The following is a 14,978-nucleotide window of genomic DNA, read 5'->3' as shown; positions in this document are numbered from 1 at the left end:
CGCGCCTCCAGCGCCGCGCTACCGTCAGCGGATCCTGCGTCCGACTGATCCGCGGCGATGGAAGGGGTCCGGCTTTTGGTCGGGCTTTTGAGCCTTGAGAACGGACAAGATGGCAGAGCACCCGACGCCCGAAGAATGTGATGCCCGGCTGCGGCGGGCGGATGCGTTGAGCGCACGAAGCCGGAGCGTACCCGATGCGATCCGCGCGACTGGCCTGCGAGGGCGTGCGCGGGTGGGGGCCTCGTCCTCGCCTCGCGTTCAGCCACGCGACGTAGCCCGCGACGCGACCGCGATTGAACCTTCCACGACGCTGACACGGCGCGGCGCGATGGATTAATCCGCACAATCTTTCGGATGGCTATTCATCTTTGCTCGGCTCACGAAGCGGTCGATATCGCCTGAGACTGTGGACCACACAGAGAAGGGAAAGAGTATCTTATCGACAATTTGACCATGGCCGAGGCCCGCATAGATATGCGTCTCGACCTCGTGCCCGAGTTTGCGGATCCGGTCGGACAATGCGGTCGTACTCACCGGCAGGACGATCGTATCGTCTGCGCCGGTGAGCAGCAGCAGGGCGGGCTGTCGAGGGGAGCAGCCGTGGATCGGTTCCATGTCAGGGCCGGCGCCCGAAAACACCTCGTGATCCGCCTGTTCGGTCATCGATGAGATGGCGTATGGTCCCGCAATACCGATGACACCGGCCAAAGCACCCGGTTCCGAGCCGGCCTGTGCGAGCCATTCCGGGTACAGAGCCAACATGGTCGCCGCCCAGGCCCCGGATGAATGCCCGGCTACGACGACGCGTCGAGCGTCGCCGCCGAACTCATGAGCGTGCCCGATCGTCCATGCCACCGCGGTGGCCGTGTCGGCGAGAATGTCCGGCAGCTTGGCTGTCGGGAAGTGGCGATACTCCGGCACGACGACGACGTAGCCTTTCCGGGCTAGAGCTGCGCCGACATAGGCAACGCCTTCCTTGGATCCGTTCCGCCAACCGCCGCCATAGAAGAAAACGACGACCGGGTGTTCGCCGCCCTCCTTGGGCCGGTAGATGTCGGCCAGATTGGATCTGCTCGGCCCATACGCGACGTTCCGCTGCACTTCGGAGGATAGCGATGGAAAAAGATTACAAACCGCAATTATCAGATGTGCGAATTTGGTCCCCAGATCCCAGATCATCGTTGTTCGCATCCAGATATTCATTGGGTGGCGGTGACCCGGCTGCACTCGATGCCGCCGGTGTCCCGGAGGACCGAGCGGCCGTCGGCCTTGCGGTAGTACCGGGCACCCTTGGCGGGACGCGGCATCGCTTCACCACCCGCTCGATAATCCCCAGCGTCGTGTGCAGGCGCCGGAATACCCCATGGGTCGTCAGCCGATCATGGCAGGTCTCGCGCCGCAAGGCCTTCCCGCACGCGCGGGCGACGGCTCTGCGGGACTGCAAGCGAAGCGGGAACCCGGACCCTCCGCGACACTGCCCCCCCGCCACCCGACTTCCGGTTTCGCGGCGATCCGGCGCCGGAGACGCATGGCCGATCCTGACGCGATGCTGCTGGTCGCCCCGGCAGCAGAGGCGTCGAGCATGTCACCACGGCAAGTCGCGACAGAACCTCCGGCAGCTCCTCCCAGGCGCGACGCGCGTCAACATGGCGAAGATTGTTCACGGCTGCTGCACGGTGCGCCCGCTCTTCGGCGATCGCGGCAGCAGGACCGCGATCCTGTGTTCGCCGAGGCTGATCAGAAATTACCCGGCGCGACTTGGCAGACGACGATACCGCGGGCCCGCCACATGGCGACGACGCTGGCGCGATCGTCGAAGATCAGGTCCGGCGTGCGCCCCTCGTCCAGCCATTCGGCCTTGAGCACGGTGTCCGGCCGGTGATCGCCCGCGGCGCGCGTTCGGATCGGGATGCCTCCGAGCCCGTACCGGGCCAGCCATCCGAGGGTCTTGCCCTCGACCTCGTCCGACCGGCCGGACCAAATCTCGACGCTGTGGCCAGCGGCATCTAGGGCGAGAAGCGTCTGGATGATCGGCTGGCAGGGCTGGTCCTGGTCGCAGGCCGCGTAGAACCCGCCCCAGTCCTTCCGACCGGGCCGGGCGAGGAAATGCGCGCGGTGCTCCGTCAGGGCGAGCGTGCCATCCAAGTCGAACACGACGAACATGCGTTTCCTCGTTCGCGGGTCGATGCGGTCGGTCAGGACCGGATCACCGTGCGTCACGCGACACCGGCGGCCTCGTTCTCGCGGCACCTGTCGATCAGGGCCAGGCGGCTCTCGCCCCGGCGCGCCTCCTGCGGATCACCGCTGGCGATCTGCAGTCGCGCGCAGTGCTCTAACGGCCCGTAGCGATCCGTCAGGATCGCGCCGGCTCCGATCGCGCGGGCTCTCTTGCCCTTCGGGATGTCGAAGTGGACCCAGCTCGCGGTCCGGTGCTTACCGAAGGAGAGCGTCGGGTGCCCCTGGATCCACTTGCGCTCGACGCCGATGCGGTCGACCATCTCCAGCAACTCGTCGAGGCTGTCAGCCCAGAGATGGCACATGAGCATCCCATGAAAGGGATGCTCGACGTCGTCCACGTAGCAGCTCATGCCCGCCCCACGATGGCGGGTTCCGGGACCGGGGCGATCGGCTGCCCGCATGGCTCGGGATGCTGGAGGCGGTCTCGCACGTCTATTCCTGGCGGCTTCGCGCCGGTCACAGCGACGTGGCGGTACGCGGGGCGGCCTGGACTCGGACGACGGTATTCCCGATGTCGCGCGACATGCTGGTTCCTCTGGTCCTCGCGGCCGTCTTCACGCTGGGGTGCGTCAGCATCCATGGTGCTCGCAAGTATCCAGACGCCATGACCCTGGCTTTGCTTCTGCTGCTCGGATTTCTGGCGACCGTGTACGTCGGCCAGCATGTGCAGCTGGATGCACGGCACCCGACTTGGCAGCACGAAGCCTCCGACCTCAAAATACCGCTGCCGGCTCATCCGGTGATGTGACGGGAGCCGCAGGGGGACGGGTGAATCCACTTCGGGGTGGAGGCGGTGGATCATGACTCGGCACCCCGATTGGCCGTCCCCGTCGAACGCAGTTCGCTCCCTGCGGTCTTCGGCTGGATCGCGCTCTCCGCGAGCCCCCATCCCATGTTGCTCGCACCCGCCCTTGACGAGGATCACGGCGGCGAAGAGGCCGGGCGCGGAAGACGGGGTTCGCCTCGTGGTCGCGCGGGCCCGCGGCAGCGACTGATCCGACAGAGCCTCCGCTCGAACATCCACCAACGCCGCGGAACGGCAGGCACGCGCGGGCAAGCTCGGCGTCGGCCACGGACCGGCCGATGGGCCGATCGCAGATGCCCCCATCGGAATGTCCGGGCAAGCGTCGACCGTGCGTCCAGAATCCGCGATACCCGCCGCTCGTACCAAAGCCAGGCTGTTCAACCCGCCATGACATGACGTCTCACAGCAGGATGATATTGCGGGCTCTCCCGCCGATCGAACATTCCGTAATCGCGGATGATCCGCACGGCTCGGATGCGCATGCCCGCCGTCCCGGTCGAGGGTTCGGGAACCGCGTTGGCATCCACCCAGGATAGCAGTACCAGCATCTTCCCCGGCGTGGTGAGGGAATTGAACGCCGCCCACGCCACCAGTCCGTCGGCCCGGGGGACGAAGCCCAGCGCGAGCAACAGGTCGTCGTCGCCGGCGGCGAGCGCGCTTCGCGCCGGCATTACCTCCACGAGGGTGCAGACCTTGGCCTCGCCGATCTCGGTCGCGTCGAAACGCTGCTCCGAGATCGCGTGGCCGACGGGCGGATGGCTGTCCGCCGTCACCTCTCCGACGCGGAGATGGTAGTCGGTGAACACCTCGGATCGACCCCTCCCCTGGATCAGGTGATGGCCGGCATGGGTGCGCCAGCGGATCACGGACTTCTCGTCCCGCCACGTCGAGTGCGAGAGCACCCAGCCCGGTCGCGTCCGGCTCGAGAAGCGTTCGTTGTCGATGAAGCCGTCGATGCCCTCAAGCTCAGGCTTCAGCACGGCCGCGTGCGCCAAGTAGGTATCCTGAGCGCCGTCGCCGGGACGGACCTCGAAGATGACCGAGAACATGGATCCCTCCCCTGGCTCCGGTCTGGATCGACCCGGGACCGGCTGAACCGGACACGCGATTGAGGCTCGGCGGAGCGCCCGATATCCGCGCATCACTCGTACAGGTCGAAGCTCGCAGATTCGATCCGTCCGCAGGCGGCCTTCGTCGGCCCTTTGCAGTCGGTCGCCGTCCATGAGGCGACGATGCGGCCGCGGCAGCCTCGAATGACCGGCGTTCCAGCCTCGCGCCACGTCCGCCGATCTGTCCGGCCCCGGGGCCGCACGCTCCGCGGCCCGGCCGCGTTCGCACGACGCCGGTAGCGCGGACAGGCCGCGGCAGGTCGCAGCCTACCCGCCTTGGCGGCGGCGCGCCCGGCGTCGAGAGGGCGTCCACGACCCGGTGCCCCGGGTTCGCTCCCGAGCGGAAGCGATGAGACTCGAGGCGGCGGATCCGGTGACCGGCCCTGCCAGTCACAGGGCGGCGAGCAAATCAGACCCGGTCGCGCGGCCGGCCAGCGCAGCCTCGACAGCGGCGTCGACCTCCTGATCGACGACCCCGGCCGCCTGGCGCAGAACGGAAACAGTGCGGTTTGCGGCGATGCGGCAGCCTGCGCTCAAGCAGGCTCGGAGGATGATCGGAGCGTCGACCCGTGTCGCGGCGCCGGTTCAGGCTAAACCCATGCCGGAATTGGTGGGCGGTGAGGGACTCGAACCCCCGACCCTCTCCGTGTAAAGGAGACGCTCTACCAACTGAGCTAACCGCCCGGCGGTCAACCGTTACGGCATGGCGCCGGTCCGGTGCAAGGCACCACGGCAACGGCCGTACCACCGTCGCGGCCGGCGCGCCGCACGACGCCCTCCGGCCGCCACACGAGCCGGAACGACGGCCGGCGGCCGCACAGCACCGGATGCGTCCCGTGCCGTGCGGCCTAGCATGTTCCTAGGGGCGCACGACGAGGCGCGAGTTCCGGTTCTCGTCCGGCCAACCGAGACCGCGCCCCCTGCCCCGATGGCGTCGCACTCGACCGGCATCGGATCCCCCGCCAGGAAGAAAGGCACACCGAACCCCGGCACGAAAAAACCCCCGGCGCCGGAGCGCCGAGGGCTGTTGTGGTCAGGCGTTGCGGGCGATCAGTGCGCCACGAAAGCGGCGCCGTCCTCTTCCGTCCGCGCGGGCTTGGCCACGGGCAGCGGCTCCTCCCACTCGATCGCCACGGGCTGGCGAACCAGCGCCTTCTCCAGCACCTGATCCATCCGAGAGACCGGGATGATCTCCAGCCCGTTCTTCACGCTGTCGGGCACCTCGGCGATGTCCTTGGCGTTCTCCTCGGGAATCAGCACCGTCTTGATGCCGCCGCGAAGGGCGGCGAGCAGCTTCTCCTTCAGGCCGCCGATCGGCAGCACACGACCGCGGAGCGTCACCTCGCCGGTCATCGCGACGTCGCGGCGGACCGGGATCCCGGTGAGCGTCGAGATGATCGCGGTGGCCATGGCGATGCCCGCCGACGGACCGTCCTTCGGGGTCGCCCCCTCCGGAACGTGGACGTGGATGTCGCGACGCTCGAACAGGGGCGGCTCGATGCCGAAATCGATGGCCCGCGAACGCACGTAGGATGCGGCCGCCGAGATCGACTCCTTCATCACGTCCTTCAGGTTGCCGGTCACGGTCATCTTGCCCTTGCCGGGCATCATGACACCCTCGATCGTCAGCAACTCGCCGCCGACCTCGGTCCAAGCCAGACCCGTGACCACGCCGACCTGATCGTCCGCGTCGATCTCGCCGTAGCGGAACTTCGGCGGACCGAGGAAGACCGGGAGGGTTTCCACGGTCACCGCGATCGACTCGGTCTTGGTGATCAGGATCTCCTTCACCGCCTTGCGGATCAGGTTGGACAGCTCACGCTCCAGGTTGCGGACGCCGGCCTCCCGCGTGTAGCGGCGAACCAGCATCATCAAGCCGTCGTCGTCGATCGACCACTCGTGCGTCCCGAGGCCGTGCTTCTTCAGGGCGTTCGGGATCAGGTGCTTGCGCGCGATCTCGACCTTCTCCTCCTCGGTGTATCCCGCGATGCGGATCACCTCCATCCGGTCCATGAGCGGGCCCGGGATGTTGAGGGTGTTGGCCGTGGTCACGAACATCACGTTCGAGAGGTCGTAATCCACCTCCAGGTAGTGGTCGTTGAAGGTGCTGTTCTGCTCGGGATCCAGGACCTCGAGGAGCGCCGCAGACGGATCGCCGCGGAAATCCATGCCCATCTTGTCGATCTCGTCGAGCAGGATGAGCGGGTTCGAGGTCTTGGCCTTGCGCATCGACTGGACGATCTTGCCCGGCATCGAGCCGATGTAGGTCCGGCGGTGACCGCGGATCTCGGCCTCGTCGCGCACGCCGCCGAGGGACATGCGCACGAACTCGCGACCCGTCGCCTTCGCGATGGACTTGCCGAGCGAGGTCTTGCCGACACCGGGAGGTCCGACGAGGCACAGGATCGGGCCCGTGAGCTTGTTCGCCCGCTGCTGCACGGCGAGGTACTCGACGATCCGCTCCTTGACCTTGTCGAGGCCGAAATGGTCCTCGTCGAGGAGCGCCTGGGCGCCGAGCAGATCCTTCTTGATCTTTGAGCGCTTGCCCCACGGGATGCCGAGCATCCAGTCGAGGTAGTTGCGCACGACGGTCGCCTCTGCCGACATCGGCGACATCTGGCGCAGCTTCTTCAGCTCAGCCGTCGCCTTGTCGCGCGCCTCCTTGGTGAACTTGGTCTTCTCGATCTTCTCTTCCAGCTCGGCCAGCTCGTCGCGGCCGTCCTCCGAGTCGCCCAGTTCCTTCTGGATCGCCTTCATCTGCTCGTTCAGGTAGTACTCGCGCTGGGTCTTCTCCATCTGCCGCTTGACGCGGGTCCGGATGCGCTTCTCCACCTGGAGCACGGAGATCTCGCTCTCCATCAGCGACAGCACGCGCTCCAGGCGCTGCGCCACCGTGGGGGTCTCCAAGATGCCCTGCTTGTCGGAGATTTTGACGAGCAGGTGCGAGCCGATCGTGTCGGCGAGCTTGGACGGCTCGTCGATCTGGGTCACGGCGGAGACGACCTCGGGCGAGATCTTCTTGTTCAACTTGACGTAGTTCTCGAACTCCGAGAGCACCGAGCGCGCGAGCGCCTCGGCCTCGACGCGGTCGCCGAGCTCGTCGTGCAGGGCTTCGGCGGTCGCCTCGTAATACTCGTCCGAGCGGGTGAAGCCCGTGACCTTCGCGCGACCGACGCCCTCCACCAGCACCTTCACGGTGCCGTCGGGAAGCTTCAGAAGTTGAAGCACGGAGGCAAGGGTGCCGATCTTGTAGATCGCGTCGGTCGCCGGATCGTCGTCGCCCGCGTTGATCTGCGTGGCGAGCAGGATATGGCGGTCCGTGCGAACCGCCTCCTCGAGGGCGCGGATCGACTTCTCACGCCCCACGAACAGGGGCACGATCATGTGCGGGAAGACGACGATGTCGCGCAGGGGCAGGACGGCGTAAGTGCCCGTCGAACCCGGGACCACCGGCTGGCGCGATTTCGACTGTGACATGGTGACTTCCTCTCAGGGACGCCCGGGTTCGGCGCCCCATGCATGGAGCGCGCCTACAGCCAGGGGCCGACCGGGCCGCGAGGGTCGGAACTGTAATGGACTTTGCGGCTGGTAACGCGGACCGAACCTCGAAGGAGCGTGCGGCCGCCGCGCTGAGCCTGAGGTGGCTGCGGGGTGCAGCGTTTTCAAGATGTTCCCCGCAGCGCGCCCGGCCGGAGCCGGGCGCCCGACGCAACCCTACCGAGCGCTTACGCGCTGACGCTGGCGGGTGCGTCCTTGGTGCGGTCGCCGTGGATGTAGAGCGGGCGCGACTTGCCCTCGACCACCTCCGGACCGATGACCACCTGTTCCACGGACTCCAGGCCCGGCAGGTCGTACATCGTGTCGAGCAGGATCGTCTCCAGGATGGAGCGCAGGCCGCGGGCACCGGTCTTCCGCTCGATCGCCTTGCGGGCGACGAGGGACAGCGCATCGTCCTGGAAGGTCAGGTCGACGTTCTCCATCTCGAACAGCCGCTGGTACTGCTTGACCAGGGCGTTCTTCGGCTCCTGCAGGATCTTCTTGAGCGCGGCCTCGTCGAGGTCCTCCAGCGTCGCCAGGACCGGCAGACGGCCGACGAACTCGGGGATGAGGCCGAACTTCAGCAGATCCTCGGGCTCGACCGAGCGGAAGATCTCGCCGGTGCGGCGGTCGTCCGGGGCCTGCACGGTCGCGCCGAAGCCGATCGAGGTGCCCTTGCCGCGTTGGGAGATGATCCGCTCCAGCCCCGCGAAGGCGCCGCCGCAGATGAACAGGATGTTGGTGGTGTCGACCTGCAGGAATTCCTGCTGCGGGTGCTTCCGGCCGCCCTGCGGCGGGACGGAGGCGACCGTGCCCTCCATGATCTTCAACAGCGCCTGCTGCACGCCCTCGCCCGACACGTCGCGGGTGATCGACGGGTTGTCGGACTTGCGGGAGATCTTGTCGATCTCGTCGATGTAGACGATGCCGCGCTGGGCCCGCTCGACGTTGTAGTCCGAGGCCTGGAGCAGCTTGAGGATGATGTTCTCGACGTCCTCACCGACGTAGCCGGCCTCGGTGAGCGTCGTGGCGTCCGCCATGGTGAACGGCACGTCGAGGATGCGGGCCAGCGTCTGGGCGAGCAGCGTCTTGCCCGAGCCGGTCGGCCCGATCAGCATGATGTTGGACTTGGCCAGCTCGACGTCGTTGTGCTTCGTCGCGTGCGCGAGCCGCTTGTAGTGGTTGTGCACCGCGACAGACAGGACCTTCTTGGCGAAGTCCTGACCGATGACGTAGTCGTCGAGGACCCGACGGATCTCCTTCGGGGTCGGCACGCCGTCGCGGCTCTTCACCAGCGAGGATTTCGACTCCTCGCGGATGATGTCCATGCACAGCTCGACGCACTCGTCGCAGATGAACACCGTCGGGCCGGCGATCAGCTTGCGGACCTCGTGCTGGCTCTTGCCGCAGAACGAGCAATACAGCGTGCTCTTCGAGTCGTTGCCGCCAGTCTTGCTCATATCGGTCTCCGATTCCTCGCGTCCGCAGCCGGCAAGGGGCGAACGCGCATCGCGTGAATGTAGGGGGCCCGTTTAAAGAAACAGTGTGCTGCGCGCCTTTGCCCGAAGGACCCGATCCCGGATGCAAACACGCTGCCGCGGCGGGATCAAGGCCACGCCGCGGCGGTCAGGCGACGCGTTCCGCTCAGGCTGCGGCCGGCTCGGGACGCTTCTCGATCACCTCGTCGATGAGGCCGAACTCCTTGGCCGCGTCGGCGGTCATGAAGTTGTCGCGCTCCAGCGCCGTGTGGATCGTGTCGTAGTCGCGGCCGGTGTGCTTCACGTAGATCTCGTTCAGGCGCCGCTTCAGCGCCTCGATCTCGCGGGCATGGATCAGGATGTCGGTCGCCTGTCCCTGGAACCCGCCCGACGGCTGGTGGACCATGATCCGCGCGTTCGGCAGGGCGAAGCGGTGGCCGGGCTCGCCGGCGGTCAGTAGCAGGGAGCCCATCGAGGCGGCTTGGCCGACGCAGAGCGTCGTCACGGGGCAGCGGATGAACTGCATCGTGTCGTAGATCGAGAGGCCCGAGGTGACCACGCCGCCGGGGGAGTTGATGTAGAAGGAGATTTCCTTCTTCGGATTCTCCGCCTCGAGGAACAGCAGCTGCGCCACGATCAGCGACGCGCCGTAATCCTCCACGGGACCGGTGAGGAAGATGATGCGCTCGCGCAGCAGGCGGGAGTAGATGTCGAAGGCGCGCTCGCCGCGGCTCGACTGCTCGACGACCATCGGCACGAGCGCGTTGTTGTAGACGTCGATCGGATCTCTCATCTCGTCCTGCCCAAGTGAGGCCCGGAGCTGCCGCGAATCAGAGCAGCTCCGGACATGTCAGCGAACACCGGCGATGCTTAACCATCGCCTAACCCTTGCCCGCCGTCCTGGGACAGAGCGGGACTCAGTCGGCCTTTGCCTCGGTCTCGGCTTCGGCCTTGCCGGCCGGCTTTCCGCCGGTCGTGTCGTCGTCTTCGTCGTTGGCGAAAAGCGCCTCCTTCGAGACGGGTTCCTCGACGAGTTTGACCTGGCCGAGGACGTGGTCAACCACCTTTTCCTCGAACAGCGGCGCCCGCAGTTCGGCGAGCGCCTGGGCATTCTTCCGGTAGAAGTCCCAGACCTGCTGCTCCTGGCCCGGGAACTGCCGGACCCGAGCGATGAGGGCCTGGTTCACCTCGTCGTCCGAGACCTTGATATCGGCGCTCTCGCCGACCTGCGCAAGCACGAGACCGAGACGGACGCGCCGTTCCGCGATCTTCCGGTACTCGCCCTGGGCCTCCTCCTCGGTGGTGTCCTCGTCCGCGAAGGTCTTGCCGCGGGTCTTGAGGTCTTGCTCGACCTGCGCCCAGACGGCCGCGAATTCCTGCGCCACCAGGGAGGGCGGCAGCTCGAAGGCATACTTGCCATCGAGGGCGTCGAGGAGGTCCTTCTTGAGGCGGCGTCGCGTCGCGGCCTCGAAGTCGCGCCCGATCGCCTCCGACACGGCCTCGCGGAGCTTCTCCAGCGACTCCATGCCCATGGACTTGGCGAGCTCGTCGTCCACCTTGGCCTCGCCCGGCGCCTGGATCTTCGCGACCATCACGTCGAACTCGGCATCCTTGCCGGCGAGCTGCTCGGCCCCGTAAGCCTCCGGGAAGGTCACCTTCACGAGCCGCTTGTCGCCGACCTTGGCGCCCACGAGCTGCTCCTCGAAGCCGGGGATGAATGAGCCGGAGCCGAGCTCCAGATCGACGCCCTCGCCCTTGCCGCCCTGGAACTCCTCGCCGTCGATGCGCCCGACGAAGTCGATGGTGACGCGGTCGCCCGTCTGGGCCTCGGCGCCCTCGTCGCGCTCGGCGAACGGACGGCCCTGGCCGGCCATACGCTCCAGCGCCTCGGTCACTTCCTCGTCGGAGGGCTTGGCGACGCGCTTGGTCAGGCTGACGTCCGAGAGGTCGGCGAGCTCGAAGCTCGGCATCACCTCGAGGGCGACCTTGAAGGCCAGGTCGCCCTTGGCGTCGAGGGCCTTCTCCACCTCGGCCTGATCGCTCGGGAACTCGACCTGCGGCTCCAGGGCGAGCTTGAGGCCGTTATCGGTGACGATCTGGCGGTTGGCCTCGTTGACGGCATTCTGCACCACCTCGGCCATCACCGAGCGGCCGTAGACCTTGCGCAGGTGCGCGACCGGCACCTTGCCGGGGCGGAAGCCCTTGAGCTGCACCTTGTCCTTCATGCCGGACAGCTCGTTGGTCAGGCGCTCCTCGAGTTCCTGGGCGGCCAGCAGAACCTGAAACTCGCGCTTCAGCCCCTGGGCGTTGATCTCGGTCACCTGCATCGTCGTCGTCGCTCTTCAAAGAAACCTGGGGTCGCCGGCCGGGCCGGCATCGTGCTCGCGCGGACCGGGATGCCGAGATGTCGGGTACGGGACGGAGGGTCCGAAGGGACCGCAACCTCAGCGGACGTCCTGGTGCGGGCGGAGGGGCTCGAACCCCCACGTCTTGCGACACTGGAACCTAAATCCAGCGCGTCTACCAGTTCCGCCACGCCCGCGCGCGCCGACATCCGGCGCATCGCCGGCCGCCAGAAGCGGGCCCTATAGCATGGGCCGACGGGCTCGCAGCAAAAAACTTGTCCCTGTGGCGCGAGAGCCCGCGCGCCGCTAAGGAGCGAACCCGTCGCGAGCCGCAGCCGAGATCCCATGCCGCCATCCCGCCCCGTGCCGCCGACCGATTCGCGCGACGGCTCGCCGTCGCGCCGGACCCTGCTCGCCGCGGCCGCCGCCTTCGGCCTCGTGCCGGAGGCCGCGTGGGCTCAGGCTCCGGGCGCCCCGTCGGCCGCGCCCTCCCCCGGTCCGGCCCCCGCGCAAGCGGAGCCCGCCGTGCTCCCGGCGGCGCCCGGCACGGCGCGGCTCAGGACGGAGCCCGCACCCGAGACGCCGGTCTGGTGCTTCGACGGCAAGGCCCTGCCGCCCGTGATCCGGGTGAAGCTCGGGCAGCCGGTGCGGCTGAAGCTCGAGAACCGGACCGACAAGCCCCTGTCGCTGCACTGGCACGGGGTGCGCAACGTCAACGCCATGGACGGCGTCGGCGGGGTCACCCAGGCACCGATCGCACCGGGCGGCGACTTCCTCTACGCCTTCACGCCGCCGGATGCCGGCTCCTACTTGATCCGGCCCCTCGTCGTCGGCGGGGCGAGCGAGCCCTCGGGCCGGGGGCTCGCCGGCATGCTGGTCGTCGAGGAGACGAATCCGCCCGCGGTCGACGCCGATGTCAGCGTCGTCCTGCAGGACTGGCGGCTCCAGGACGACGGCACCCTGATGCCGTTCGGGCAGACGGCGCTCTCCGCCGCGCATGGCCGACTCGGCAACCTCGTCACGGTCAACGGCAAGCCGGTACCGGGCCCATTCGAGGCCCGTCCGGGCGCCCGCGTCCGCCTGCGCCTCGGCAACGCCTGCAATGCCCGGGCGACGCGGCTCCGGTTCGAGGGCGTGAAGGTCTACGTGGCGGCGGTCGACGGTCAGCCCACCGACACGTTCGAGCCCCTGCGGGCGACCCTGCCGTTCCCCCCCGGCACCCGCTACGACCTGATGGTCGACCTGCCGGAGGAGGAAGGCGCCCGGTGCACGATCGAGGCGCTGGTCGGGAAGGGCCTGACGCTGGCGAGCGTCACCACCAAGGGCGCCAGGATCACCGAGAAGCGGCCGCCGATCGGGCCGATCGGCGAGAACAAGCGCCTGCCGGCCGAGATCAAGCTCCAGAACGCCCTGCGCCGCGACGTCGTGATCACCGGCGGCGCCGTCGTGCCGAAGACCAAGGACGGAACCAAGGACGGAACCAAGGACGGGCCGAAGGACGGCCCCGCACCCGATCCGGTCTACACGGGCGACCCGCGGAAGATCTGGTCGGTGAACGGGGCCAGCGGCACCGCCGGCCTCCAGCCGATCTTCACGGTGAAGCGCGGGCAGGTCGTGGTCCTGGCCCTGCGCAACGAGACCGCCTTCCCGCAGGCCCTGCACCTGCACGGCCACTGCTTCCGCCTGCTTCATCCCCTGGACGACGGCTGGGAGCCCTACTGGCTCGACACGTTCCAACTTCTGGAGGGCCGGACCGCGCGGATCGGCTTCCTGGCCGACAATCCGGGGCGCTGGCTGATCAGCGCCACGGTGCTGGAGCGCTTCGATACCGGCCTCTGGACCCTGTTCGAGGTCACCTGAGGTCGGCCGCCACGAGAGCCCGCAGCACCGCGGGCATCAGTTCGGGAATGTCCTCGGCGATCAGGCCGGGACCGTGCCGCAAGCCGGCATCGCCGTGCAGCCAGACGCCGGCGGAGGCCGCCTCGAAGGGCGGCATGCCCTGTGCCATCAGGCCGGCGATCAGGCCGCCCAGCACGTCGCCCGAGCCCGCGGTGCCGAGATAGGGCGTGCCGTGATCGTTGATCGCCGCGCGCCCGTCCGGGCTGGCGATGACCGTATCGGCCCCCTTGAAGACCACCACCGCGCCCGTGAGCGCGGCGGCCGCCCGGGCCCGGGCGACCTTGTCGGCGCCCTCCGCCGTCGCATCCGCCGTCCCGAACAGCCGGGCGAACTCGCCGGCATGCGGCGTCAGCACGGCGGACGCGGCGCCGTCCGCGATGTGCGCGGCGAGGAGCGGTGCTTGCCCGGCAAAGCTCGTCAGCGCGTCGGCATCGAGGACGAGGCCGCGGCCGGCCGCCGCCGCCACGGCGACGCGTTCGCGGGACGGCTCGCCGGTGCCGAGGCCCGGCCCGGCCAGCACGACGTTCAGGCGTTCGTCGGTGAGGAGGTCGTCGAGGTCGTCGGCGCTCTCGCAGGGCCGCAGCATGATCGCCGTGAGGTGCGCGGCGTTCTCGGCCAGCGCGCCGGCCGGCGAGGCGACGGTCACGAGGCCGGCCCCGACCCGCAGGGCACCCAGGGCCGCGAGGCGGGCGGCGCCGGTCTTGGTGGCCGGCCCCGACAGGACCAGAGCGTGCCCGCGGGTGTATTTGTGGCTGGTCCCGGTCAGCCGGGGGAAGGCTTGAGCCCACAGGTCCGGACCGTTCCGGTAGGCCGGCGCGCACGCGGCGAGGCCAGCCTCCAGCGCAGCCGGACCGGTGCCGATATCCGCCACGCTCAACTGCCCGCAGAGGCTCCGGCCGGGCTGGAGCAGATGGCCGGGCTTGAGCGCCACGAAGGTCACGGTCTCGACGGCGCGGATCGCGGTGCCGCGCGCCGCGCCGGTGTCGCCGTCGACCCCGCTGGGCACGTCGACGGCGAGGACCGGTCGGCCGCTGGCATTCACCGCTTCCACGAGCGCGCGGGCGACACCGTCGAGGTCGCGCGCCAGGCCCGCCCCGAACAGGGCGTCGATCACGAGGTCGCAGGCGGGGATCGCGCCCGCATCGGCCGACCGGACCGGCCCGGTCCAGGCCTCTGCGGCCTGGGCCGCATCGCCCTTCAGCGCCCCGCGATCGCCGAGCAGGGACAGGCCGACGGCATAGCCGTCCGCAGCCAGCAGCCGCGCGGCCACGAATCCGTCGCCGCCGTTGTTGCCCGGTCCGCACAGGACCTCGACCCGCCCCGCCGCGGGCAGCCGGGCGCGGGCGCGGGCCGCGACCGCGGCGCCCGCGGCCTCCATGAGGGCCAGGCCCGGCACTCCACCGCCGATCGCCGCGGCATCGACCCGCCTCATCGCCGCGACCGTCAGCAACCGCATGTCCATTCCCGCTCCTGCCCGTGCGCCGATCAAGCCCTGACTAAAAACAAGTCAGAAATCCGCGAAAAGCCCGAAGGATGTGCGTGCATCGCACATCGAACGGGCACTATG

At 68.6% G+C, this 14,978-nt stretch carries 12 protein-coding genes and 2 tRNA genes; 2 read left to right on the top strand and 12 right to left on the bottom strand.

The window, feature by feature from the left end; genetic code table 11:
- Positions 1–333: 333 nt before the first annotated feature.
- The 3 genes from MKK82_RS14905 to MKK82_RS14895 all read right to left on the bottom strand — a co-directional run bounded on the left by MKK82_RS14905 (position 334) and on the right by MKK82_RS14895 (position 2,576).
- Positions 334–1,179 carry an alpha/beta hydrolase gene (locus tag MKK82_RS14905; RefSeq protein ID WP_238289890.1) on the bottom strand — a complete coding sequence of 282 codons (846 nt, stop codon included), beginning with the start codon at positions 1,177–1,179 and terminating at the stop codon, positions 334–336.
- Positions 1,180–1,737: 558 nt separating this feature from the next.
- Positions 1,738–2,163 carry a hypothetical protein gene (locus MKK82_RS14900; protein ID WP_238289889.1) on the bottom strand — a complete coding sequence of 142 codons (426 nt, stop codon included), beginning with the start codon at positions 2,161–2,163 and terminating at the stop codon, positions 1,738–1,740.
- Between the two features lie 53 nt (positions 2,164–2,216).
- Positions 2,217–2,576, bottom strand: coding sequence for a DUF4031 domain-containing protein (locus MKK82_RS14895; protein WP_238289888.1), 360 nt, complete (start codon positions 2,574–2,576; stop codon positions 2,217–2,219).
- 71 nt (positions 2,577–2,647) lie between these two features.
- Between MKK82_RS14895 and MKK82_RS14890 the strand changes: the two genes are divergently transcribed.
- Positions 2,648–2,986 (top strand): hypothetical protein, encoded by a 339-nt coding sequence (locus tag MKK82_RS14890; protein WP_238289887.1) that lies wholly within the window; start codon positions 2,648–2,650, stop codon positions 2,984–2,986.
- Between the two features lie 434 nt (positions 2,987–3,420).
- Here the strand turns inward: MKK82_RS14890 and MKK82_RS14885 are convergent, their stop codons facing one another.
- The 8 genes from MKK82_RS14885 to MKK82_RS14850 all read right to left on the bottom strand — a co-directional run bounded on the left by MKK82_RS14885 (position 3,421) and on the right by MKK82_RS14850 (position 11,709).
- Positions 3,421–4,092: an antibiotic biosynthesis monooxygenase family protein gene (locus MKK82_RS14885; RefSeq protein ID WP_238289886.1), complete on the bottom strand. Its 672-nt coding sequence runs from the start codon at positions 4,090–4,092 to the stop codon at positions 3,421–3,423.
- A gap of 450 nt (positions 4,093–4,542) precedes the next feature.
- Positions 4,543–4,689, bottom strand: a complete 147-nt coding sequence (locus tag MKK82_RS14880; protein ID WP_238289884.1) for a hypothetical protein — start codon at positions 4,687–4,689, stop codon at positions 4,543–4,545.
- A 71-nt stretch (positions 4,690–4,760) separates the two neighbouring features.
- A tRNA-Val gene (locus MKK82_RS14875) sits at positions 4,761–4,836 on the bottom strand.
- Positions 4,837–5,202: 366 nt separating this feature from the next.
- A complete protein-coding gene (gene lon, locus MKK82_RS14870) occupies positions 5,203–7,629 on the bottom strand; it encodes an endopeptidase La (protein ID WP_238289883.1) in 2,427 nt (808 codons plus the stop codon).
- 248 nt (positions 7,630–7,877) lie between these two features.
- Positions 7,878–9,149, bottom strand: coding sequence for an ATP-dependent Clp protease ATP-binding subunit ClpX (gene clpX, locus MKK82_RS14865; RefSeq protein WP_243986169.1), 1,272 nt, complete (start codon positions 9,147–9,149; stop codon positions 7,878–7,880).
- A gap of 184 nt (positions 9,150–9,333) precedes the next feature.
- On the bottom strand, positions 9,334–9,960 hold the full coding sequence (locus tag MKK82_RS14860; protein ID WP_012322036.1) for an ATP-dependent Clp protease proteolytic subunit: 627 nt from the start codon (positions 9,958–9,960) through the stop codon (positions 9,334–9,336).
- A gap of 124 nt (positions 9,961–10,084) precedes the next feature.
- The gene (tig, locus tag MKK82_RS14855; protein ID WP_243986168.1) at positions 10,085–11,494 is read right to left on the bottom strand and encodes a trigger factor; all 1,410 of its coding nucleotides are present in this window, start codon (positions 11,492–11,494) and stop codon (positions 10,085–10,087) included.
- A gap of 130 nt (positions 11,495–11,624) precedes the next feature.
- Positions 11,625–11,709, bottom strand: a tRNA-Leu gene (locus MKK82_RS14850).
- A 148-nt stretch (positions 11,710–11,857) separates the two neighbouring features.
- Here MKK82_RS14850 and MKK82_RS14845 point away from each other — a divergent pair.
- Positions 11,858–13,372, top strand: coding sequence for a multicopper oxidase family protein (locus tag MKK82_RS14845; protein ID WP_243986163.1), 1,515 nt, complete (start codon positions 11,858–11,860; stop codon positions 13,370–13,372).
- Here the strand turns inward: MKK82_RS14845 and MKK82_RS14840 are convergent.
- Entirely contained in the window at positions 13,365–14,867 is a 1,503-nt protein-coding gene (locus tag MKK82_RS14840; RefSeq protein ID WP_243986200.1) for an NAD(P)H-hydrate dehydratase, read from the bottom strand. The two genes, MKK82_RS14845 and MKK82_RS14840, sit on opposite strands and share 8 nt — an antisense overlap.
- Positions 14,868–14,978: the final 111 nt, after the last annotated feature.

Source organism: Methylobacterium sp. E-046 (assembly GCF_022829625.1).
Lineage (GTDB): Bacteria > Pseudomonadota > Alphaproteobacteria > Rhizobiales > Beijerinckiaceae > Methylobacterium > Methylobacterium longum.
Note: the sequence above shows the minus strand (reverse complement) of the source record. Positions and strands in the feature narration are given on the sequence as shown.